Source organism: Centipeda infelix ATCC 43532 (assembly GCF_000234095.1).
Lineage (GTDB): Bacteria > Bacillota > Negativicutes > Selenomonadales > Selenomonadaceae > Centipeda > Centipeda infelix.
In genome coordinates, this window is the sequence record NZ_JH376799.1 from 508537 (window position 1) to 532691 (window position 24155).

Genomic DNA, 24155 nt, shown 5'->3' on the forward strand with positions numbered 1-24155 from the left:
TTTTTGTATGCGTTTTTCACTCCCCTATGACTCTCCCATCTGTCCCGATGAGAATGACAAGTGCGGGTGGAAAGTCCGCAAGCAGCTTCCGCCCCTCCTCTGCGCCAAGGACAAAGATCGCCGTTGAAAGCATATCCGAGAGCAGCCCCATATGTCCCCGCCATGCGGGCAAATCATCACCCCTCAATGGCAGTGTCACCACCACCGAAGCGAGCCCTGTCTCTGCAGGATAGCCTGTGCGCGGGTCGATGAGGTGATGATACCGCCGCCCCTCATAGAGAAAGAACCGCTCATCATCCCCCGATGCCGAGAGGACTTCATTGGAAAGGGGAAGAACAGCGAGTGCATCCCCCGCTCTCTCGCCGCGCGGATTACGAATGCCAATCTGCCAGGGCTCTCCCGCCTCGTTCACCCCCATGCCGAGAATCGAACTCGTGCCGAGATCGGCGAGCGCGTTTTTGATGTCTGCATTTTGCCATGTGCTGTGGATGCCGTCAAGTGCCAGCCCCTTGATGAGTGCCCCACGATCAATCTTCATCCCTGCTTTCATCAGACGTGCTTCGCATCTCGTCTGGCCGCCCTCCTCCATCGCACGCAATTCGAGGGCCTCATAACCCACATGCGAACGCGCCGCAGCGACCTTCTCCGCAGACGGCGGCAATTTCTCCGTGCGCGCCCGCTCCCACAGCTCCGTCAGTGCACCTGCTGTCACATCGAACGCGCCATTCGAGCGGCGAGAGATCTCCTGCGCGAGGGTCAGCGTCTCATAGAGCGCGGGCGACACCTCCGTCCATGTCCCCGTACCTGCCGCAGCCTCAAGTTCGGCAATCGCCGCCCCGTCCGCATCTCGCTCCGTCTGCGCGAGCACGGCAAGCCCGTCGCTCAGAGCCGCCTGCGACGTGATCTCATCCGCGCGCACCGTGAGCCGCGCCACCGTTCCCATGACGAGCTTTGTCTCCTCTGCGGTCACCGCGCCATTTCCTCCGCATCCGCTGAGAAGCATTGAAATACAAAACATCAGTACAGCAGGAAATTTATATATCGTGAAGAATCTTTTTATCATATCTATTCCTTTCAAAGAGGACAATGAAAGCCGTACCGTTCGCGTGGAATGCGTACGGTACAACATACACAAAAACGATGCGAGGTGCTCTATGCCGCATTCCAGACTCTACGAAATCGCCCGCTTCGTCCTCGTCGGCGGCGCGTGCTTCGTGCTTGATTACGGTCTGCTCTACATCCTCACCGAGTATGGCGGACTCCACTACCTCCTCTCGGCGGGGATCTCCTTCACCGTCTCCGTCTTTGTCAACTACTGGCTCTGCCTTGTCTGCGTCTTTCGCGGGGCAAATGCACAGACGCGCCGCATGAAGATCCTCTTCTTCGGTTCAAGCATCGCGGGACTCGGGCTCAACCAATTACTCATGTGGGTACTCGTCGACATCGCAGGGATTTATTACATGATTGCAAAGCTGGTTGCTGCCGGCATCGTCATGGTGTGGAACTACATCCTCAAGCGCCGCGCTGTTCTCGGAAGATGAATCCATTCTAACAACTTCATACGCACGTTGCAAGCACACAGGCATTACAAAATCGATGCAAAGCAGACGAGCTCCGTCGAAAATTTCAAAAATGCTATAATTTCGGGTGCAGGGCGAAACAATTTGTATGCGATTTTTCATGTTATTTGCGTATAATTATAATTTAATTGGCGCAAAAAGAGGATATTGTCTATTATAATAGAATATAAGGAATGAATTCACTCTTATAAATTTGCTTCAATAGATAAAATTGTCTTGCTATTTTTGCAATTATGCGGTACACTGAAAAAAAAAGGATGGACGGCTCATTGACCGCAGATATGTGAGCATTGTCAATTTCATCTGCGTAAAGGGAGTGAATATCATGTTTCTGGAGGAGCGCCAAGAGCTCATCGTCCGCATGGTGGAGCGTGACGGCAAAGTCAAGGTCAAAGAGCTCAGCGCCAAATTCAAGGTCACCGAGGACTGCATCCGCAAGGATCTGGGGTCACTCGAGCGGCAGGGACGACTGAAACGCACCTATGGCGGCGCCGTGAAACTGACGCAGAGTGTTCACATGATCGAGGTCAGTCGCCATCGTCACATGGATATCGAGGCAAAACGCCGCATCGCGCAGGCCGCTGTCTCCCTCATTCAGGACAAGGACATGGTCTTCCTGGATGTCTCGACGAGCAATCTTGCAATTGCCGAGCTTCTCATGAAGAGTGATCGCGATCTGACGGTTGTGACGAATATGGTCGATGTGCTCGGCGTACTTGCACGCAATCCCCGCATTGAGCTGATCTTTGCAGGCGGACAGATCAATCGCGGACGCGATGGATTCTGGGGCGGCATGACGCAGGACTTCATCAGCAGACTCAAGCCCGACATTGCATTTGTCGGCGCGGTCGGCGTGGATGTCAAGGGCAACAGCGTGTCCACCTACGACATCGACGATGGTCTGAACAAGGCGCGCATCATCGCACGCAGCAAACGTGCCTATGTTGTGGCAGAGGCACGCAAGCTCTCAACGGACGGCAACTATGACTTCACCCCGCTCAACGCGCTCGCAGGGCTCGTGACGGATACGGAACCACCTTCGGACATCCGCGCGGCTGCGGCGGAACTGGGTGTCGAGATCATACTGCCGTAACAATGCAACGTAATCTCATCTGAATTAAATCGTCGGAAATAAAAACCGAGACGGTCACTACACTTGCCGTCTCGGTTTTCTTGTGCGAAAATATAATGGAACCACTGATAAATTCAGCGATTCCATAAGGGGGGAATGGATGTGGAGGATCTTCTCGCGCACTGCACGCTCTGTCCACGTCGCTGCGGTGTGAATCGGAATGCGGGCGCACGCGGATTCTGCGGCGCGGGTCGTACGGTGCGCGTAGCACGCACGATGCTGCACACATGGGAAGAACCGTGTCTCGTCGGTACACATGGGGCAGGTGCGGTCTTCTTCGCCCACTGCACACTGCGCTGCATTTACTGTCAGAATCATGCGATCAGTCATGAAGGCAGCGGCACGGAGATAAGCGAGGACGCGCTTGCCGCACGTTTCCGTTCCCTTGAGCGGGAGGGTGCAGCGACGCTCGATCTTGTGACCCCGACGCACTATACGCCGCAGATTCTCGCCGCGCTCACACAGGCAAGGGCAGATGGGCTGACGCTCCCCGTGGTCTGGAACACGAGTGGCTATGAGACGACCGAGAACATCACACGCCTTGCGGGTGCGGTGGACATCTACCTGCCCGATCTGAAGTATGCAGCAGAGGAGAGCGGACGGCTCTATTCGTGTGCGCCCGATTATGCAGCAGTGGTATGGGATGCCCTTGCGGCAATGGTCGCGCAGGTTGGCAGCGTGCGGTTCACGCCCGACGGACGGCTTCTCAGCGGTGTGCTCGTACGCCATCTCGTGCTGCCGGGACACCGCCACGAGAGCATCGCGCTCGTGCGGCGGCTGTGGGCGGAGTTCGGCGATGCGATTCAGCTCAGTCTGATGCGGCAGTACACACCGCTCTACCGCGCAGCCGAGTTCCCGCCGCTGCATCGGCGGCTCACAACGTTTGAGTATGAGAGTGTGGTCACGGCGGCACGTGAGCTCGGGATGGAACGCGTCTATGTGCAGGGTACGGAGGCGGTAGGGGTGCAGTATGTGCCGGATTTTGTGTAAGTTTTGTTTAATAGCGCGGCCCCCCCTCTCGTTACACCCAAACCCCTCAAAGCCCCCGTCACCGCTTGCGCATTTCCCCGCCTCAGCAAGGGAAGGGCTATACGTACCGTTGCACGGAGCAATGTCCCGTAGCAAACCCTAGTGGAGCAAGCGGAACAAAGGACACGTTCTGCCCCCTGCGGATTTTGACCGTTCAAGCGAAGCGCGTTTGGAATCCGCAGGTATTTAGGCAGATAAGTGTCCGACCGCTTGCGTAACGAGGGTTCTGCGAGGGACTTGCTCCACTTTTTCTTACACCATTCCTCCCTTTTCATTCACCCTCTCGCCCGCACAAGCCCCTTCCACACTGCCTTTCTCAGCAGATCCGCAGGGATCATGGTCGCGGCAAGGAGGAAGACCAGTGCCCAGCCGCCCGCGTGAATCGGTGTGCAGCTGAACATCCCGCCGATCCATGCGCCGACATCGTGCGGGAGATAGGGCGCATTGATGATTGCCGCCATGATGAGGACAATCATCGCCCATACTTTGACAAAGCCGATGTTCTCACTGAGCCCCCGGAAGATGCCGAAGCCCGTAGAACGCACGTTGAAGCCGTTCATGAGCGAGGCGAGGACGAAGAGCAGGAAGTACGCCGTATAGTGCTCCGCCTTCCCGTCAAAGACGGCAGCGATGCGTGCATCCGTCAAAAAGAAGAAGCTTAGGAGGACAAGCCACGTCCCCATGCAGACAATCTGCACGCTCATCGCGGGGCTGATGATGCTCGCGTCGCGACGGCGCGGCTTCTCGTGCATATAGCTCTCATGCGCCGGCTCGTTGCCGAGCATGATCGCACCGAGGCTGTCCATGACGAGGTTGATAAAGAGGAGATGCGTCACGCGCAGCGGCTCGATGATGCCAAAGAACGGTGCAATGGCACTGACAACCACCGCCGCGATGTTGATGACGAGCTGGAAGCGGCAAAACTTCAAGATATTGTTGTAGATCGTGCGTCCGTAGAGAATCGCATCCTTGATGGAGCGGAAATTGTCGTCGAGGATGACGATATCCCCCGCATCCCGCGCCGCCTCCGTCCCGCTGCCCATCGCAAAGCCGACATCGGCGCGGCGGAGTGCCGGCGAGTCGTTCACACCATCGCCCGTCATGCCGACGACGAGGTTCATCTTCTGCGAGAGACGCACGATGCGCGACTTGTCCGTCGGCAGTGCGCGTGCAATGACGCGCAGCTGCGGCAGGACACGCTGTACCTCCTCATCCCGCATCTGGGCGAGGTCGCTGCTCGTGAGCACGAGGTCGCCGTCCGCACGCAGCAGCCCCGCGTCGCGGGCAATTGCAACGGCGGTCTCGCGGCGATCACCCGTCACCATGACGACCTGCACGCCCGCCGCCTGTACCTCCGTGATTGCCTCACGCGCCTCGGGGCGCACATCGTCACGAATCGCAGCAAGTCCGATGAGCACGACATCCGTATTGATTGCATTCTTTTGAAAGGGCTGCTCCGAATACCCGAATGCCAAGACGCGCATCGCACGCGCGGCATAGGCGTTTATTTTTTCGTTCAGCGCATCTGCATCAAAGGGAACGATCGCCCCATCCTGTGCAAGCGCGTATTTCGCCCGTGCCAGCAGCGCCTCGGGTGCCCCCTTGTAGACGACCGTGCCGCGTGCGGGCAGCTCCGCCTGACTGAATTTATTGGTGGAGTTAAATGTCTGGCGATGTCCCACGCGGTAGTTTTCATTGATCTGCATCGCACGGTATATTTCTGCACCGAGAAAGCGCATGACCGCCTGATCGGTCGGATTTCCGCCGACCACCGCGCCCGCCTCGTCATACATGGCGGCGGAGTTCATGCCGATCGCGAGTTTCAGCTTTTCGTGGAGCACAGGATGCTCCGTGAGCGCGCCGAGAACCTTTCCATCCGCCGTAAAGAAGTCCACCACCTCAAGCTGTCCGCCCGTGATCGTGCCTGTCTTGTCACTGAAGAGAATGTTCAGCGACCCCGCCGTCTCGATACCGACCGCGCGGCGCACGAGGACACCGCGTGCGAGCATCCGGCTCGTATTCTGCATCAGCACGAACGAGATCATGAGCGGCAACCCCTCGGGCACGGCGCAGACGATGATGAGGATCGCGAGCGAGACTGCCTGAATCAGATCCACGAGAATCTGACTCCACCCGAGCATGACATATGCCTCCAGGCCGCCCGCACGCAGGGCAAAGAACATCATGTAGAGCGAAATGATGACAAGCCCCGAGAGATAGCCGAACGCCGAGATCTGATCGGCGAGCTTCGCGAGCTTCACCTGCAGGGGGGAGTCCGGCTCACGCGCCTGCATCTCCGCCGTCATCCGCCCCATCATCGTCTGCATGCCGACGCGGCGCACCTCCATCACGCCCTCGCCGTCAAAGACCACGCTCCCGCGAAAGAGGGTCGCATCGTCCACGAAGGTGTCGCCCGTAATCTCGGCGGGAAATACATAATGGCTGTCTGCGGGTGTCTTCGGACACTCCTCCGTCTCCCCGTTGAGTGCCGTATTATTCACGCGGAGTTCTCCCGCGACCAGCATTCCGTCCGCAGGAATCTTGTTGCCGCCCTGCAAGATGACATGATCGCCGACCACAATCTCATCCACGGGCAGAACGACCAGCCCGCCGTCGCGACAGACCTTCGCCGTGTCCTTTGCCGTACGTGCACGCAGGGCGCGGTACTCCGTATCGCTCGCGACATTCGTCCGCGCCGTCACCGTTGCGACGATAATGACGGTCACGATCGTCCCCACCGGCTCATAGATCTCCGCATGTCCTGCAAAATACATGGCAATCATGAGCGCGACCATGGCGAGCAGGATGCGGATCATCGGATCGCGAAACGTCTCCATGAACGCCTGCCCGAACGTCGTCCACGCAGGCTCCGGAATCGTGTTCGCACCATATTTCAGACGCGACGCCTCCGCCTCCGCCGATGTCAGTCCCGCAAATTTCAAGAATGTTCCCCTTTCCCCTCAGCCACGCACTGCACGAACAAAGTAATAGACGAGATAGGCACTGACGGCGAGAGCAATCCCATCCCCGAGACTGCCATACATCGGTGCAATCAATACGATCAAGGTGAGCACAGCGATACGTACGAGCTCCTCCCATGCAGCATTGGTCCGTCTCTTCGCCGCAGCCTCCACAGCTTTGGAGATGCGACTCTGCCAGCGCGTCAGCCAGAGTACAATTCCCGTGACGATCATCGCCGCCGTCATGAGGATGAGCAGTGCCCAGAATACTTTTTCCGCCGTCAGCTCATGGTTGTGGATGTGCAGATTCAAAAAGAACGGCGCCATCGTCAGCCATGCGGGCACGGGCACAGAGAACGGCTCTCCGCCGCCCGCTGCAAGATAGACCTGCGTCCCCAGTGCAAAATCCGTCGCACGTACCGTCGGCTCTGCAATCTGGAACTGATAGAAATCCTGATGTGCCGTGGGCAGCCGCATGGAAATGACATCCTTTCCGGGAAACGCCTCCTCTATCCGCACAAGGGCATCCTCGGGCAGAATCCGCTCCGCACGCTGCGCCTCTGCTGCAAAATGCTCTGCCGCAAGCTCCTGCGCCGTGCGCTGATAGTCCCGCATGCCGACGGAGTAAAGAACGATAAAAACGCCGCTCACGCACATGATGGCAGCCCATGTGCCCGCAAAGACTGACGTGAGCTTATGCCAGTCCGACCAGAACAGTCGGCTGCTCCGCCTCCGCCGTGTGCCAAAAGCGAGCGTTTTCATCATCGGCAGATAGAGATAAACACCGCTCACGATAGAGATCACGGAGAGCACGCACATCGCGGCGAGAAAGTCGCGGCCGCCCTCCTCCAGCCCCAGCCGGACGTGCAGAATATGCATTGTGTGCATGAACTCCTGCACCGCCTCGGAACGGTAGACACGCTCCTGTCGGTTGAAGACCGTACCCGTGCGCACCTCGTACATGATCTGCTCTCCGCCCATGCGCATATGGGAGCGCCCGGCCTTTCCGCCGCGATCCTTGACGAGAAAGTAGAGTGTCCCGTCCTCTCCATCCGGTGTGACCGCCAGAATCTCCTTTGTCGGGAACGCCTGCATCACGGCTTCTGTCCCCTGCGGCAGACCCGCCCAGATCTCACGCAGAGCCATAGGCTCCCCGCGCGGCGGCAGATTCAGCGTGTTCCACGCGTTGATCTCCCCGCGAAAGAGCAGCGGCAGCCCCGTTAGGGTCAGCAGCAGCAAAAAGAGCGCGCAGACAAGGCTCACCCACTGATGAATAACATAGATTTTTCGCATTGATTGCCCCTCCATACGCAAAGATTACCGTCCCCTATCATAACACAAAAGAGGACGGCTGCGCACCGTAAATGCGCAACCGTCCCCCAATCTCTTAAATCAGCCCTCTTCGACCTCGATCAGGGCATACTTTCCATCATTTCGTCCGTAAACCACATTGACCTCCTCCGTCTCCGCGTTGCGGAATACAAAGAAATGATGGTTCAGCAGATTCATCTGCATGATCGCCTCCTGCACATCCATCGGCTGCAAGGCAAAGCGCTTCGTCTTGACGACGGGGAAGACATCATCCTCCTCCGGCACGGGCTGAACAAAGGTCTCAACCGCCTCTGCCTTGAACCCGCCGTGACGGAAACGACGCTCCAGCTTCGTCTTCTGCTTGCGAATCTGCCGCTCCAGCTTCTCGATCACGAGATCGATGGAGCTGTACATATCCTCCGAACGCTCCTCGCCGCGCAGCAGCACGCCGCGCACGATGGGAGCCGTAACCTCTACCTTGTGATGTTTCCCCTCCACCGAGAGCAGTACCGAGATCTCGCCGACATTCTCGAAGTACTTTGTAATCTTGCCGACCCGCTTCTCCACGTAGTCGCGCAGCGCCGGTGTAACCTCAACATTCTTTCCCCGAATCGTGAATGCAGCCATGAAACACAGCTCCTTTCTATTCACGGGAGCGTACTTTTTCCGCTCCCCCTTTGTCTATAGTATTTCGACACAGACCGAAAAAAACCTGCAAAAGAATTGTACTTTCCCTAAATTCTGATTTTTCCATGTGTATTTGCGCAAATGAAAAAGCCCGCTGTGTAAGCCGGGCTTTTCAAACCTTTACAGTTATTCCTTTTTGACGACGTTGTCCGCCTGGGGCCCGCGTGCGCCTTCGACAATGTCGAACTCGACTTCCTGTCCTTCGCTGAGGGTCTTGTATCCCTCGCCCTGGATCGAGGAAAAATGGACGAATACATCATCGCCGTCTGCGCGGGAGATGAAGCCATATCCTTTGTCCGCGCTGAACCATTTCACTTTGCCCGTCATATCGGCTCTCCTTTCATTGAGAGAGAAATCCCGCCGCAGGCAGGATTCTCCAATCTCGCACGTATGCTTCTTCTTATTATAAGAGCCGTATGATTTACTGTCAATGGTCTATCCCCAAACGAGAGGAAAACATTTGTCAGCACTGCGGGAAAAACTTCTCAACGCGTTGGAGGCGTTCGCGCTCGAGCTCCTCACGCCGTGCAAACATCTCGCGATAGGCGGCGATGTAGTCATCCAGATGCTGCGCAAGGAGGCGATGTTCTGCCACATAGCGGTACGCATTCTCTGCGAGCGTGCGGCGAAGGTCGGCACGTTTGATGAGGAGATTGAGTTTCTGCGCAAACTCCTTGGGGCTGCGGAAGATCAGCCCCGTCTCTCCGTCGCGCACACTGCCCGCGTAGACGGTCGGGGAGGCAAGCACCGCAGCACCGTTGCCCGCCGCCTCGATGAACTTCAGATCGGACTTGGCACGGTTGAACTCTGTGTCGTTCAGCGGCAGGAGGGCGATGTCCGAGGCGTGCAGTTCTTCCATATATCGATCATACGGGGCAACAATGAAGCCATCCTTCATTCCTCCCGAGAACACCTTTGCCTCGGTTTGGAGCTCTTGGTAGAATCCATGATCGGAAACCACACGGAAATACAGACGGTCGCCATAGCGGCGGATCGCCTCGTTGATCGCGGGCATCAGCGGTTCCCAGTCCGGACGGCGGTTCAGCGCGCCGAAAAAGATTGTCACACGGTCGCTCGGCATATCATAGCTTCGCTGCGCGGGCAGCTCCGCAAGCTGATTCTCGAAGAGATAGACATACGGATTATACTGCCGCAGGAAGTCCGCGAGATACTTCGTTGACGTCTGCACGGCGGAAACGGCACGGAAGGTGAAGTAGTCATCCTGCACAATTTTCTCTGAAATGATCGGGTGATCGTCAATTTCCTGCAGCAGGATATTGCCACGCCCCGTATGCGATGCTATCGTACGGCATGTATGTTCCGTGCACGCCAGGATGGCTCGTTCCATGAGGATCATGCTGTTATGCAGAACCCCAATCTCCTCCAACCCGATCGGACCGTTTTCTTCCCATGAGCACCCGCTCACCGAGACATCTCCACGCGAAACAAGTCTTTGAATCGGAGCATCGACGCGGATCGGCGCACAGCCATTTAACCGGTTTGTCAAAAAGATATGGAGTGTGGGAATATCCGTCTCAAATTCCCGCCGCAGTTCAGGAGATACCTGAGGGAGAAGGCCAACAACCCCCGTACGGAACTCCTGCAATGCAGCCAGAGCTTCCTGATGTTCTTTCTCTTCTGTCAAAAAAACACGTTTTCGCCAGTATTCCTCAATCAGATGCTGCCACTCAATCCCGGCGCGAACAAGAGCCTCCGGGCTCTGCCCCTCCTGTTCGCCGTGCACGCGAAACAGGCTGAGCGGTCTGCCGAATACAACGGCATTCCCCTTTTCGAGGAGCTCCAGCCACATTGCACAATCCGATATGGTCAGGTATCCGCGTGACTCCGCCCGCCAATAGTGATGCACGAGATCGCGCCGCCGAAAGAGGACAGCGGAGGGCTCGCCCAAGAAATTGGTGCAGTTGGCAAGCGTCATGTAGCCGACAAACGATCCACGAAGGCATCCATGGGTACCCAAAACGGACGGCGCATTCTCCCACTGTCCAAGATACGCCCCGTCTCCGTCAATGACACCGCGTACCGACGTGACAAGCGTGACATCCGATTCCGAGAGGAATGCATCGACCATCCGCGTCGTCTTATCCGGCAGGAGGATGTCATCGTCCATGCACCACTGCAGGTACTCGCCCTGCGCGAGGTACTCAAACGGCATAAAGTTCTCCGCCTTCGTCTTCGCCTCTTTGTTGCGGATATAGCGCACGCGCACATCGTCCCGATACGAGCGCATCAATTCCTCTGTACGGTCGTCCGTTGAGTTGTCGCAGACGATTACCTCGACGTTCGGATAGGTCTGCGTGAGCGCACTCTCAAGTGTCTCTCGAAAATAGTGCGGACGGTTGTACGTCGGAATCATGATGCTGACAAGCGGGGTCCTCAGAAGTGCCGCGCGTGCCGTCGCGCGGATGAGCGGGAGATCGTGCGCCCATGCAATCGCGCCCAGTGTATCCTGCAGGATCGTCTCGGGCAGGCCGATATCGATGCCCCAACGCTCCATGAGGAGCGGACGCGCCGCGGAGCGTGTAAGATCGTAGAGCTCGCAGTTCCCCGCTCTGCGATGTGCGAAATAGACGGGAGCACGCAGGAGATGAAAGCCCTCGTATTTGAGACGGAAGGAGAGGTCGAGATCCGCACCGCCGCCCGTAAATGCCTCGTCAAATCCCTGCACCGCCCGAAAGGCGGAGCGGCGCACGAGCAGAGCAAAGTCCTCGAGGAACAGGCTGTCCGTCGGCTGCGTCAGATGACTGCGTACCCACGCAGCCGCATCCTCGCCGTGCGATGCCATCTCCTCCGCATTCATGTACTGCCACGAAAATTCCGTACGATTGGAGAAGGGGCCGACGGCGGCGATTGCCGCATCCAGTCGGAGCGTCTTCAGCATCTTTGCCAGCTCGTCCGCCGTAAGGATAACACCTTCCCGCAGAAAGAGCAGGGTGTTCGCTGCAGCGGATTCCGCCCCTGCATTCCACCGCTCCGCCTGCGATTCCCCGACGCAGGACAGCACACGGCACGCAAGTCCGTGCAGCTCCTTCCGCAGGATCTCTCCCTCTTTTTCCACAGCGGGAACGAGCAGCTCGACCTCCACGCGCAGAGCGGAGGCAGCGGATACCGCCGCCTCCGCCGTCTCGCGCAGATCCGTCCGATCCTCGCTCGCAGCGAGGATGATCGTGAGTTCACTCATGATTTCAGCACACGCAGCAGCATGAAGTCCGTCTTGCGCATCTTCGCAGCGACCTGCAGGGCCTTGTCCTTCTCCCCCATATCATGCAGGAGCAGTGCCATGTTCCGCAGCGTCACATCCGCGCCCGGGTCAAGGCGCAGCGCAGCCATCAGGAGCTCCTTTGCCCCCGCATAGTCATCCGCCACGTACGCCGCGCCCGCGAACGCGTTCAATGCCCGCACCTTTTCTTTCGGTCGGATCGTCTGTGCAAGGATCTCCTCCGCCTGCTGCGCTGCACTGCTTGCGGCAGTTCCCGTGCTCTGCGGTGCCGTCGGCGCAGCAACGGCAAGTGCAGCAGATGTCTGCGGTGCGGGCAGCTCGCCCATACCGAGGAGTGCCGCGAGATGCGGATACGCCGTCCGCGTACGCTCGGGATTAAGGCGTGCGTCAAGCCCCGCAAGCCGTCCAATCTCCGCACGCTGCTCATAGGAAAGAGCATTGGCATGTACCTTGAGAATATTCTCAAAGAGTTTCAAAGCGTCATCACCGCGCTTTTCACGCTGACAGATCCGTGCCAGGAGGATACGCACCTCCACATTCCCCGCATCCTTGGAGAGAGTGGTCGTCACCCAGTTCGCCGCACGCGTATAGTCGCCGAGCTCGAAATAGGCGCGCGCCACATCGCCGAAGCACTCCTCGGGCGGATTGCCCTGCGCGAGCATATCGGCAAACGTATTGATGACCCCCGCGTACTCCTTCTTCTCCATATGCCTACGGATCTGCTCCACCGTTGCAATCTTCTTCTCTGCCATTGTCATCGTCCCTTTCGCTTGTCGTTTTTCTTCCCGCCGCGCACGTTTCCTGCGCGCACGCTCGGCGCGGTTTTGCTTACGCTTCTTCATTGAGGTACCGCTCCCATATCATCTTGTATGCCGTCTCCACGGCGCGAACATAACCTCTGCCATCCATCAGCGGGGAGGCACGCATCATGTGTGGAATCGCCGTGTGCAGTGCCGTCAGCAGTTCCCTGTCGGACGCAAGCCCCACCGCACATGCCGTATATGCTGCAGAATCCTCTGTGACCAGCTCGGCAAGGCCCACATTGTGCAGGAGCCCCGCACCAAAGCGTGCCCCATGACGCGTCCCTGCCATTGTCACTACGGGCAGCCCCATAAAGAGCGCCTCGCAGGTTGTCCCGCCGCCCTGATAGGGATAGGTGTCGAGGATGATGTCCACCTCCAGATAGTCCCTGAGATACTCCCGCGTCCCGGGACGCAGATCCAGCCGCTCCATGTCAATGCCTGCACGCTCTGCACGCGTGCGCATGCGGCACAATGCTTCCCTGCTCGGATGAACATTCTTGAGCAGAAGGCGTGCACGGGGCACGGCTGCCAGAATCTCCCCCCAGAGGCGAAGCATCTCGTCTGTGATCTTCGAGAAGTTGTTAAAGCTCCCGAACACAGGCGGGTCGTGCGGTACGCGGTGCAGGTTCTCATAGTCCCGAAACCGCTCCGACGGCGTAAAGCAGAGATGCGTGTGCGGCAGACGCAGGATGCGCTCGGTAAAGAGAGCATCCATCGACGGCGGATCGACGATGGGATCGCCGAGAACATAGTCCATCGCGGGCAGCCCCGTCGTATTGAAGTAGCCAATGCCCGAGATCTGCACGGGTGCGGGCTTATATGCCGCGATCTGCAGCGTCTTTCCGCCCGCCGTATGCCCCGCGAGATCAAAGAGGATGTCGATCCCGTCCGCATAAATGCGGCGTGCTGCATCCTCAGCGGCAGCTTGTGCGAAGCAGTGGTAGTGATCGGTCATCCCTGCCACCCACTCCATCACATCACTCTGCTGCCTGCCGAGATCATAGAGGTACACCTCGAAGCACGAACGGTCATACGCAGCAAAGAGCTGGATTGCAAAGTTCAGCACAATGTGATCTGTGAGGCTCGGCGTGAGATACCCGATGCGCAGCTTCTCCCGCCGCCGCTTTGCGTGTGTAAACGGCTCCACACTGCCAAGCAGCACGGCATATGTCAGATGCGCCGCGCACAGCTCCTCATCCGAGAGGCCGTCGACATAGTGAAGATCCATCAGATAGTTGCTCAGCGCGGCAAGCCGCGCCGCGTGATCCGAACGCGGCAGTTCCCATGCCAGCTGCAGGTGCGGCAGTGCCGCCTTCAGATCGGAGAGGGAGAAGAGAATCTGCCCCATGAACTCGTGCAGCTCCCATTGACGTTCGGCAGGAAACAGCCCCTTTTGCTCCATCGCACGAAGCTGACTGAGCGCACATTCCGGATGCTCTGCCACGAGCTCCGCACGCACAGCATCAAAAGCATGTTCAAACGCTCCCTTCACGTGCTTCCCATGCTGCCCAGATTGCACGATAGCAGTCCTCCATCTCACGAATATAGCGTTCCTGATCCATGACGGGTGATGCCTTCATGCGGGTGCGCAGTTCCCTGTGCAGGGCATCCAACAGGTCGATATCGCCCGCAAGTGCTACTGCCGTCGCGATATAGTCCTCCAATTTTGTGGAGGCAAGGTCGGCAAGCCCCATGTTCGCGAGCAGACTGTAAGTAAAGCGCGTACTGTGGCGCTCCGTGTAGTAGGAGACAACAGGCACGCCCATGTAGAGTGCATCGCAGCTCGTCCCACCGCCCGGCCACGGGAAGGTGTCGAGCGCGATGTCCACATCGAGATAGCGCTGCATATAGTCACGCGTCGCAACCTCGAACATGACGCGGTTCATGTCAAAGCCGAGCCGCCGCAGACGTTCCTGCAGCGCTGCGACCACACCGCGCCGCCCGTATGCCTTGTTTTTCAGCAACAGCCACGCGTTCGGCACACGCTCCATGATCTCCCGCCACGCCAGCAGCATATCGTCCCGCAGCTTTGCATGCTGATTGAATGAGGCAAACTGTATGTACCCCTTCATGCGTGCAGGCGTTCCGGTAGAGACGGGCAGATTCGTATATCCATTATAGCAGAATTGGCTCGTCAGGCGCAGTAATTTTTCGACGTAGATGGATTCACTTCCGCTGCCCTCGGGATCACAGTAACGGTCGGTCACGAAGTAATCCACAGCGGGCAGCCCCGTCGTTGCCATGTAGCCAAGCCCCGAGATCTGCACGGGAGCGGGCTTCCACGCGAATGCCGCTAGCCCCGAGTCCGCCGTATGTCCCGCGAGGTCGAAGAGAATATCGACCTCGTCCGCATGGATCTCGCGTGCAATCCGTTCCATGTCACGCGCATGATCTGAAAGATTGCGCCACTCCGTGACAAGACTTTGCAAAAATGTCGAATATTGATCGTGCTTTCCAAGGTTGTAGACATAGACCTCGAATTGATCGCTGTCGAAGCCCGCGAGGAACGGCCAAACGAAGTACAGCATCACATGCTCGCAGAAGTCGCCGGAGATATAGCCGATGCGGATCTTGTCCTTTTTCCGCCGCCCATGATGGGTATACGGCTGCACGTCGCGGAACAGCTCCGCGTAGCCGAGGCTCGTTTCATAGACCTCCCGCGCCGGCAGGTCGAGTGCATTGAGTTTGAAAAGAGCTGCACCATAGTAGGCACGCTGCATAAACGGCGTACCCGCTTCTCGTGCGTACGCCAGTGCATAACGCCAAGACTCTTCCGGCTCCGAGGAAAACGTCCCATTGTCCGCACAGATCTTAAGCAGTACGGCATGTACCTCCGGATTGACAGGCAGACCGTCCTCGATCTGTGAAAGCCCATGGCGGGCGCGGGCATAGCACTCCATCGGCGTTCCGGGCGGTGTCGGACTGACGAAGGAGAGATAGAGCCGTGCCCCCTCCCGCTCACGCGGCAGCCCCTCAGCCGCCAGTGCCCAACGCCCCGCAAGGGTCGGCGCGTCGCAGAAGAAATATGCCCAAGCAAGCGTCATGCGCTGCTCCGGCAGCAGCTTCTCCCACCCGTCCAGCCGATGTGCCGCAGCGATAACCGCGCTCCAATGCTCACGCGCGGCAGCCTGTGCGAGCTGCTCCGCAACTGCCTGAGCGGACTCTGATGAATCGCCCACAAGAGCACGCTCATAGGCACGCTCCACGGAGAACATAATGTTCCCTGCGTCGGAGAGATCAAAGAGCCGCCAGTGCAGGAGCTGATGATATTCCGCGAGACGGGGGGGATCGGCGCACAGTGCACAAATCTGTGTGGCGGTCTCCTGTACCGTTCCTGCCGCAGACAGACCGAGCTGTTCCAACAGGTGCGCCGCATAGTGCGAGACAAAGGGCAGTGCAGTGAGAAGCGGCACGCCGTGATCTGCCGCACCGCAGACATCCACGAGATCCACATGAATGCCCAACAATACATCAATTTCATCGTAGGGAAGCGCATCCACAAGGTCGAGGGAAGATGCCTCCGACCCAAGTGCCGCAATGCGCTCAACATCCTCGGACGAAAGCCCTGCTGACACCGTCGCCGGCAGGATCAGCCGCACGGCGGGCAGCTGTGGCAGCAGATGTGAAAGAGCCTCCAACAGTGCATTGGTCCCGCCGTTTGGCAGTATTCCCGCCACACCGATCGTCGGCACGCCCGTATCGAGCAGCGGCGTTCGATAGGTATAGGACGTTGACGCGCCTTGATGTGGACTCCAACAGCAGGGGAAAATTTCCACGCCCTCAACGCATGGAAGTCCACTGGCCCCCGCCGTTGGGCATGTCTCGGCAAGCGAGATGATGTGCTCCGCAGGGCGCAGCGCCATGATGGCGCACACCGTTTCATCCTGTGCGCAGAGCGAGAGATCAACAAGCAGATCGATGCGGTCTCGTCGGATCTGCTCTGCTGCCGCCTCCGCCGTACATCCTCCGATGTCCCGCAGCACCGCCTCCTGCGAGAAGATTTCGACACCGCTCACGTCGCCTGTATGATAAACATAGAGTTCATAGCGCAGCCGATCATATGCGGCAAAGAACATCGGGAGCAGGTCCCGCGTGTAAGCCGCACTGAAATCTGAGACAATGTAGCCGAGCCGGATTTTTTGCTGTTGTCCGTCCTGTTGCACCATGCGTTTGTGTTTTGTTTTCTTTTTCTTCATCGTCTCTCCCTTGACAGAATTCCCTATTGAGATTATCGTGATCCGCCTGCCGTCTCTTTAGTCATATAGAAAGTCCAAACCGCCTCATATGCGGCGCCCACATCGCTGCCGTAGCCCGCAGCATCCATCACAGGCGAGTTCTCCATCATCCCCCGCAGCCCCGCATGGAGTGCGTCGATCGTGGCGGGATCTCCCGCCAAAGCAGCGGCAAGCGCGGTATACTCCTCCTCTGTATGCGCGATGAGCGCCCCTGCCCCGATGTTCTCCAAAAGAGATGCGCCAAAGCGGCTGCCAAGGCTCTCGCCCGCCAGCGTTACAACGGGCACGCCCATATAGAGCGCGTCGCAGGTTGTACCGCCGCCGGGGTACGGAAACGGGTCGAGCGCAATATCCACGCGATTGTACGCGGCGAGATAGCCCTGCGAGGTGCCCTCTGTTTCCACACGCTCAGAGGGAATCCCCGCCGCCATGATCCGGCGCAGTGCCTCCTCCCGTGCATCGGGACAGGAGAACACATCGGTCTTGAGCAGGAGGCGGCTCTCCGGCACACGGCGTAAAATCTCCGCCCATGTGCGGAGTACCGTATCGCTGAGCTTGGTAAAGTTGTTAAAGCTGCCAAAGACAACGACGCGTCCTTCTGCAGGTTCGTGTGCAGGCGCAGGGGCCGCATGGAGCGGCTGCCAGCAAAAATGCGAGTGCGGCAGGACGAGCAGCTCCTCCGTGAAGCCCTCCTCCGCCGTTCCCGCCGCAAGTACGGGGTCGGCGAGAAAATAATCCACCGTCCGCAGCCCCGTCGAGGCAAAGTAGCCAATGCCCGAGATCTGCACGGGTGCGGGTCGGTACGCAAGGATCGGAAGTGTCCTGCCCGCCGTATGTCCCGCAAGATCGACGAGGATATCAATGCCGTCGCGAAAAATCGCGTGCGCCGCCTCCTCCGCCGAGCAGCACATGAGATTGCGGAAGTGTTCGGTCGCGTGCTTCACGCGCTCGGTATAGGCATCCTCGGCGTTCAGTGCGTAGACTGTGACCTCGAAGCGTGCCGGGTCGAGTACGGTCATCAGGGCATACGAAAAGGAGAGGACGACGTGCTCCCTCACATCGGGGGAGATGTATCCGATGCGCAGGCGCCGCTCTCCCATCTCGTGCGCCGTGTGGTCGAAGGTATGCACATCCGCGAAGAGCGCACCGTACTCCTCCGCCGCGCTCTTATCCTCTGCGAGACTTGTGGACAGATAGTGACGGTTAAAGAGCACATTGCTCGCGTTGAGCGCACGCAGGACGCGATCCGGCGCGGCATCACGCGCCCGCTCATAGAAGCGCACCGCCTCTGCCGCACGCCCGAGGAAACGCGCACACTGCCCTGCGATATTATACACCTTTTCCGTAATCGCAGGCGGCAGCTGCGCATCGAGGAGCGGCGTAAGAAGGTTCAGCGCGGCAGTACGCTCCCCCGCAAGGAAGTGAATGCGGGCACGCAGGAAGATCGTGTAGGGATCACGGGGCACAAGCCGCGCACATTCCCGCCATGCCGCCAGTGCCTCCCGTGTACGCCCCGCCTCGATGTGGAGCGCCGTGAGCAGCCCCGCCGCCTCGGCGGGTACTGCACGATGCAGCTGCTTGATTCCCTTGCGGGCCGCATTTTCATCTCCCCGCGCAAGTGCCGCAAAGATGCGGTCGCGCAGTGCTTCCACGCGCATTTCGTGATTCAGCCCACTCATCTGTGCCCCTCCGCGAGTCGCCCAATCCGCCGCAGCATACGCGCATCCTCGGGCGCAGCGGAGCGTTCCCTGCAGGAGCGCGGCAGAAGGAGCGCAAGTGCGCCCTGCTGTTCCGGTGCAAACTCCGCACCGCATGCCGCCGCCACAGCCGCCGTACGCTCCACCTCCTCGATCAGAGATGCTGCCGCAGAGCTCACATCACCCGCCAGCAGAAATTGTCGTCGCTGCGAAAATTGCAGCGCACTCTTCCGATCGTAGTAGAGTGCGGCAAGGCGAAAGGGAGAGCCTGCGAGCACGGCGGCGAGGAACGCGGGATCGGCCGCCTCCCGGTAAAAGGCATTCAGTGTCTCAATGACAGCAGCATCATCCGCCCCGACCGCATGGAGCATGCGGATAAAACGTATGAGCACAGGAGCCGAATGCGGGCTGAGCCGCAGCGCGTGTTCATGCAGCCGCAGGGCCTCCTCCGCATCTCCTCGGAGGCGTGCCGCCTCCCCGAGCCGCGCGTATGCAGTCGGCGCAAGGATGCCCGAGAAATCACCCGCGCGGTAGTACTCCTCATGCAGACGGATGCCATCGCGATACGCTGCACATGCTGTGGCAAGAAAGCCGTGATCCCACGCATATGTTCCGTAGATCAGCGGAAAATCCGCCTTCTCCGGGAGCGCCGCCCGTGCCGTCTCGTACGCCGCGCGGATCTCGTTATCCGCCGCGCCCATCAGAATGAGTGATTGGAGCAGTACGGCGTGCGGGCGATTCTCCGAGCCGACGGGACGATCAGTGCTGTCCCGCGCCAGCCGCGCATAGTGTGCCGCCTGTGGATAGTCCTCGAGCGAGTAGTAGCAGTCCATCAGATGATAGTCGTCGAGCTTCTTGTGTTCCCCACGCGCCCGACGCGCGAGCAGGAGCTCCAGGTCACGCCGCGACTTTCCCTTGATGATGCGCGGTGAGTAGCCTGTATGGTAGAGCGTCAGCCCCGGTGCCAGAGCCATTTCACGCCCTGTATCACCGCTGAGGTTCTCCACATGCTCGTGAATGCTGCCCACAAAGCGGATGTGCGGCGCACGGCGGAAGATGCGCTGCACCTCTGCCGACGTACCGAGCAGCTCGCCTGTATCCATGTCGATATTGACAAGATGGACGATGAATCCATCGAATTTCCTGCGCCCATCGTACTCTTCGATCAGGGGACGCACGCGCGGCGCACTCTCCTCCGTAAAATACTCGTCCGCATCGGTAAAGACCACCCAGTCCCCCTGTGCCTGGTCGAGTGCAAAATTCTTCGCCGCCGCAAAGTCATTGATCCAGTCGAAATGGCAGACCCGCGCCCCACCTGCACGCGCTATTTCCACCGTCGCATCGGTTGATCCCGTATCGACCACGATCATCTCATCGGCAAAGACGCGCATGGACGCGAGCCAGCGCGGCAGATTCTCCGCCTCGTTCTTGGCAATGACACATGCCGAGATCTTCATCGTATCAACTCCATTAGTTCCGTTGATGTTCTGTGCGCGGGGTCGCGTGTCAACGCCCGTGCGAGATACCCCTCCGCCTCCGTCCGCATACCGAGCTGCAGCGCGGCGTGCGCCATTGCCGCGAGATCATCCGGCGTTTCCCCCGTCATTTCGATGAGAAGAGTATGCCCGAGGAGCACGCCCTCCCACCGTTCATGCGCCGTGAAGGCCTCCACAAGTGCACGCAGAACGGGAATGCCGTAGTTCCCCGCCACGTGCAGAATACGTTCCGCCTGTTCCGCATTTGCATGGAGAACGAATGCCTCGCGCACAAGCTCATAGCCCTCCGCGCTCTCCGGCAGGGGCACTGCATCCGGCTCGTCGTAATGCCGCCAGAACGCCTGCATCGGCGCGGGAAGCAGTCCACGCAAGCGATGGTAGAGTACAAGACTCTCCGCCTTGCGCTCATGTTCCAGATGCAGGAGGATCTCGGGCATCGCGCGTACGGACGCAGAGAGTCCACCGACGGTATACATCCCAAGAGCAGCGAGCTCTTCCGTGCGCATCTTCCGATAGATTTCAGGCTCCTCTGCAGCGTCCTCCGTCATACGGGAGAACTCCACGCGTGCCGCGTGTGACAGATTCAGCCAGCCGTAACTGTCTGCAAAGCGCACAAGATAGGAGAGCGTATTCGCATCCACGCCGAGCATTTCTCGCAGCGCGGCAAGAAGCTGCACCGCATCGTCGCGGCGACGCAGCTCTGTATAGACATCGAGAGCCTCCTCACGTGCCGTATCAAATGTAAACGCGCGCGCGAGCTCCTCCTCCGCTGCCGAAGTCTCCCCCGCCTCCATCAGAAGACGGGCGCACGCGGCAGAGACCGCCCCCGCCCACGCGGGGAATGCTGATGCCTCGCCGCTCTCATCCACAGGATGACCATGCAAGTTGAGTGCATGTGTCAGCTCGTCAAGCGCAGCAGCGTCCTCATCGGCCGCCAGCAGCAGCCCGAGCCGCCCATGAAAGTCCGGCAGCGCAGAGAAGAGCTTACATGCCGTACGCGCCGCCGCGATCTGCTCTGCGAGTGGAACGCGCTCCTTTTCCATCACATCTAGCAAGAGGTGATGGAGATGGCTCTGCCCGCCGACCGAGGTCACATTTTCCGCCAGTGCTGCGCGTACATAGATGTGTGCAGCCGCATACTTTCCAAGCCCATAATACGTATCGGCAAGATAGCGGCAGTCTCCTGCCTGCAGCCCCTCCTCTGCTATATGCCGTTCCATCAGCGCAAGGTTGCGCTCATGCTTGGCGCGGATGCGCCCCGTGGAATAGCCCACATGTCGAATGGGTAGGGCAGTGGGTTCGTGGTAGAGAACAGGTTCGCCCCCCTGTTTTTTCAGTGTCTCATGCACGCGCCCCTCATAGCAGAGCCCGCGCCCCATCCGTAGAAGACGGACATGCGGGGCACGTCCCATCTCACGTTCGCCCGCATCCTCATCCACATGAACAATCGGCAGGAGAACGGCATCCACAGAGGGCATCGTCACATCCACCATGGCGAGATAGGCACGCACCTCCGACGGGTCAAAGAAGGATTCATCCGCATCCAATACTGCCGCCCAGTCCCCGTGCACCGCACCGATGGCAGCATTGCGTGCAGCGGCAAAGTCGTCCCGCCATCCAAAGTCGATCATGTGCGCCTCTGCCGCCTCCGCAAGCGCGCGCGTCCCGTCGGACGATCCCGTATCGACGACAATGCGCTCATCCGCATAGACGGCAGTATTTGCAAGCCACATCTCCATATCCCGCGCATCATCACGCACAAAGACAGCCGCCGAGATGCGCATTGCCTCTGCACGCGCAGCGATGCGCTCCCAGATCGCCGCACGCCGCTCAAGTCCCGCACGCATTTCATCTGTAAAGAAGGAACGCTCTGTTCCCGCCGTCGGCGGCTCTGTCCGCAGGGCCGTATGCGCCGCCGCAATCGCCTCCGGATACCGATGCAGTGACGCAAGTGCCTCTGCATATTCGGCGTGCATCTCGGGCAGTTCCGGGAATGCGTGTGCTGCCTGTGCCGCAATGCCAAGGCGCTCCTCCCTGCGTGCGGGCAGCGCTCCGTAGATCCGCAGGAGAATACGCCAGCAAAGGCTCGCATAGACGACACTCTGTCGTCCCAATCCGATATTGAGGAGAGCGTAGCGCTCCGCCATGCGCTCATCCCCGAGATTGTCATACGTCTCTGCGAGATAGCGCCAACAGCGCTCGGGATGCTCTGAATTCCGGACCTCATCCAACAGGAGGCGTAGGTTGCGCTCCCCCTTTGCCCGCGTCAGCGCCTTCGAGTAGCCCGTATGCACAAGCGTTAGGAGTGTGGGTGCGACTAGGCGGGAGAGAGGTATCGTACCATCCGCATCACGCAGTTCCTCATGAATCTGTCCCACATAACACCGCCCCGTACGGCGGCGAAAAATGCGCGGGACGTAGCTGTCCAGAAGGATCTCGCCTGACTCCTCATCAATATTACGTAACGGAATAAGAAGTACCTCATCCCCTCCTGCATCCGCTTGTTCGATCACCGCACGGATGCGCTCTCGGTTTTCCTCTGAAAAATATTCGTCCGCGTCGATAAATACAATCCACTCCCCCGTCGCACGAGCAAGGACGGCATTCCGTGCCGCCGCAAAATCATCTGTCCACGGAACAGAACAGACCGCTGCACCAAGTGCTGCTGCAACCGTGGCAGAGTCATCCCGTGAGCCCGTATCTCCGACAACGATCTCATCCACCTGACCGCACAGACTTTCGATGGATTTCCTCAGATGAACCGCATCATCCCGCACAATATAGCACGCCGTAATCCGCAGCTTCGTTTCCTGCCCTCTCTCCACGTCTTCCCCCCGATAGCTCTGTGCGCGTTTCGCCCAGAAACGTGCCTGCTCTGCATCACCAAGGTGCAGGTAGATGCCCTCCAGTCGATCTGCCACCATCGCAGCGACAGCATCATTGAAAAAGGAAGAGTTCTCCGTACGCGCTCCCCCCGCATCATATTGTGCAAGAGCCTTCTGCAGACTTTCCGCTGCCTCTCCATACCGAACAAGCCCGCAGAGGATCATGCCGCGCTGTCCGTAGAAATCAGGCAGGACAGGGTATTTTGCGAGAGCTTCATCGGCAAGTGACAGCATCTCCTCATCCGGATAATGCAGTGCTCGCATGGACTCAATCATCTGATGATAGACCCTGCTTTCCTCCCCGATAAAGATTGTCTCCCCACACAGCACCTCATGTGACAGTGCAAGCACCCGCGCATAATCCTTCAGTCCAAAATAGCAGTCCGCCAGATAAAACGCGTGCAGCGGTCTTCGTCCATGGAGAGATGCGTCACGTTCGAGCAGCGCAATGTTGCGCCGAATTTTTTCCTCTCCGCGCTCCGCAAGATATCCCGTATGCCCCGCGCTCAGGGGTTCATCCGCATACACAAGCACGCGTTCCATATCATCGTCGCGCATGAGCTGCTCATGGATCATGCCCACATAGTGAATCCCCTCTCCGCGAAAGATGCGGGGGCTTCGCATATAGAGCGCATCACGCAGAGAGCCCTTCGTGATAAAGTTGCAGAGCGGGATCATAATGATATCGAAGTCGGGGTGCTCGCGTATAATATCCTCTATCCCCGCCCTCAGCCCCTCGGGGTGAAAGAAATACTCGTCGGCATCCAAGAAGATGATGACATCGCCCGTCGCCTGAGCAAGCGCATGATTGCGTGCTGCAGCAAAGTCATCCTGCCATACATAATCGTAGAGCTGCGCACCAACAGCAGCAGCAAGTTCTTCTACCCGCACATTCCCCGCCGTCGAGACAAGTACAATCTCATCGACCGCCGCCCGCAGAGAGCAAATCGAACGGCGCAGCTCCTCGACTTCATCCTTTACGATATAGCAGGCAGAAATCTTCATGCGGCACACCCTTTCATCTGTCTTCAATGAATTATTATACGCGATTCCCGTCATTTACGCAAAGAAAAAGAACCCCTCCCCGAAGGGAGGGATTCCT

Annotated in this window: 15 protein-coding genes; 3 read left to right on the plus strand and 12 right to left on the minus strand. The window is 58.8% G+C overall.

Annotated elements, in window-relative coordinates; genetic code table 11:
* Positions 1 to 16: 16 nt before the first annotated feature.
* Positions 17 to 1063, minus strand: a complete 1047-nt coding sequence (locus HMPREF9334_RS08525) for an FAD:protein FMN transferase (protein WP_006693065.1) — start codon at positions 1061 to 1063, stop codon at positions 17 to 19.
* Between the two features lie 91 nt (positions 1064 to 1154).
* On the opposite strand from HMPREF9334_RS08525, the gene HMPREF9334_RS08530 reads away from it, so the two are divergent.
* From HMPREF9334_RS08530 to HMPREF9334_RS08540, 3 genes are all read left to right on the plus strand, one after another.
* Positions 1155 to 1541 (plus strand): GtrA family protein, encoded by a 387-nt coding sequence (locus tag HMPREF9334_RS08530; RefSeq protein ID WP_006693066.1) that lies wholly within the window; start codon positions 1155 to 1157, stop codon positions 1539 to 1541.
* Between the two features lie 364 nt (positions 1542 to 1905).
* Positions 1906 to 2673, plus strand: coding sequence for a DeoR/GlpR family DNA-binding transcription regulator (locus tag HMPREF9334_RS08535; protein WP_006693067.1), 768 nt, complete (start codon positions 1906 to 1908; stop codon positions 2671 to 2673).
* Positions 2674 to 2808: 135 nt separating this feature from the next.
* Positions 2809 to 3702 (plus strand): radical SAM protein, encoded by an 894-nt coding sequence (locus HMPREF9334_RS08540; RefSeq protein ID WP_006693068.1) that lies wholly within the window; start codon positions 2809 to 2811, stop codon positions 3700 to 3702.
* A gap of 314 nt (positions 3703 to 4016) precedes the next feature.
* Here HMPREF9334_RS08540 and HMPREF9334_RS08545 read toward each other — a convergent pair whose 3' ends face one another.
* The 11 genes from HMPREF9334_RS08545 to HMPREF9334_RS08595 all read right to left on the minus strand — a co-directional run bounded on the left by HMPREF9334_RS08545 (position 4017) and on the right by HMPREF9334_RS08595 (position 24058).
* Positions 4017 to 6683, minus strand: coding sequence for a calcium-translocating P-type ATPase, PMCA-type (locus tag HMPREF9334_RS08545; protein WP_006693069.1), 2667 nt, complete (start codon positions 6681 to 6683; stop codon positions 4017 to 4019).
* A gap of 18 nt (positions 6684 to 6701) precedes the next feature.
* The gene (locus HMPREF9334_RS08550) at positions 6702 to 7994 is read right to left on the minus strand and encodes a PepSY-associated TM helix domain-containing protein (RefSeq protein WP_006693070.1); all 1293 of its coding nucleotides are present in this window, start codon (positions 7992 to 7994) and stop codon (positions 6702 to 6704) included.
* A gap of 99 nt (positions 7995 to 8093) precedes the next feature.
* The gene (gene hpf / locus HMPREF9334_RS08555; protein WP_006693071.1) at positions 8094 to 8639 is read right to left on the minus strand and encodes a ribosome hibernation-promoting factor, HPF/YfiA family; all 546 of its coding nucleotides are present in this window, start codon (positions 8637 to 8639) and stop codon (positions 8094 to 8096) included.
* A gap of 186 nt (positions 8640 to 8825) precedes the next feature.
* A complete protein-coding gene (locus HMPREF9334_RS08560) occupies positions 8826 to 9026 on the minus strand; it encodes a cold shock domain-containing protein (RefSeq protein ID WP_006693072.1) in 201 nt (66 codons plus the stop codon).
* 136 nt (positions 9027 to 9162) lie between these two features.
* Positions 9163 to 11898: a glycosyltransferase gene (locus HMPREF9334_RS08565; protein ID WP_006693073.1), complete on the minus strand. Its 2736-nt coding sequence runs from the start codon at positions 11896 to 11898 to the stop codon at positions 9163 to 9165.
* Entirely contained in the window at positions 11895 to 12779 is an 885-nt protein-coding gene (locus tag HMPREF9334_RS08570; RefSeq protein WP_006693074.1) for a tetratricopeptide repeat protein, read from the minus strand. The genes HMPREF9334_RS08565 and HMPREF9334_RS08570 overlap by 4 nt, the downstream gene beginning before the upstream one ends.
* Entirely contained in the window at positions 12766 to 14259 is a 1494-nt protein-coding gene (locus HMPREF9334_RS08575; protein WP_245535242.1) for an O-linked N-acetylglucosamine transferase, SPINDLY family protein, read from the minus strand. The genes HMPREF9334_RS08570 and HMPREF9334_RS08575 overlap by 14 nt, the downstream gene beginning before the upstream one ends.
* Positions 14216 to 16936, minus strand: coding sequence for an O-linked N-acetylglucosamine transferase, SPINDLY family protein (locus HMPREF9334_RS08580; protein ID WP_006693076.1), 2721 nt, complete (start codon positions 16934 to 16936; stop codon positions 14216 to 14218). Before HMPREF9334_RS08580 ends, HMPREF9334_RS08575 begins: the two co-directional genes overlap by 44 nt.
* Positions 16937 to 16968: 32 nt before the next feature.
* Positions 16969 to 18654 carry an O-linked N-acetylglucosamine transferase, SPINDLY family protein gene (locus tag HMPREF9334_RS08585; RefSeq protein ID WP_006693077.1) on the minus strand — a complete coding sequence of 562 codons (1686 nt, stop codon included), beginning with the start codon at positions 18652 to 18654 and terminating at the stop codon, positions 16969 to 16971.
* A complete protein-coding gene (locus tag HMPREF9334_RS08590) occupies positions 18651 to 20129 on the minus strand; it encodes a glycosyltransferase family 2 protein (RefSeq protein ID WP_006693078.1) in 1479 nt (492 codons plus the stop codon). The genes HMPREF9334_RS08585 and HMPREF9334_RS08590 overlap by 4 nt, the downstream gene beginning before the upstream one ends.
* Entirely contained in the window at positions 20126 to 24058 is a 3933-nt protein-coding gene (locus tag HMPREF9334_RS08595; protein WP_006693079.1) for a glycosyltransferase, read from the minus strand. The genes HMPREF9334_RS08590 and HMPREF9334_RS08595 overlap by 4 nt, the downstream gene beginning before the upstream one ends.
* Positions 24059 to 24155 lie beyond the last annotated feature (97 nt).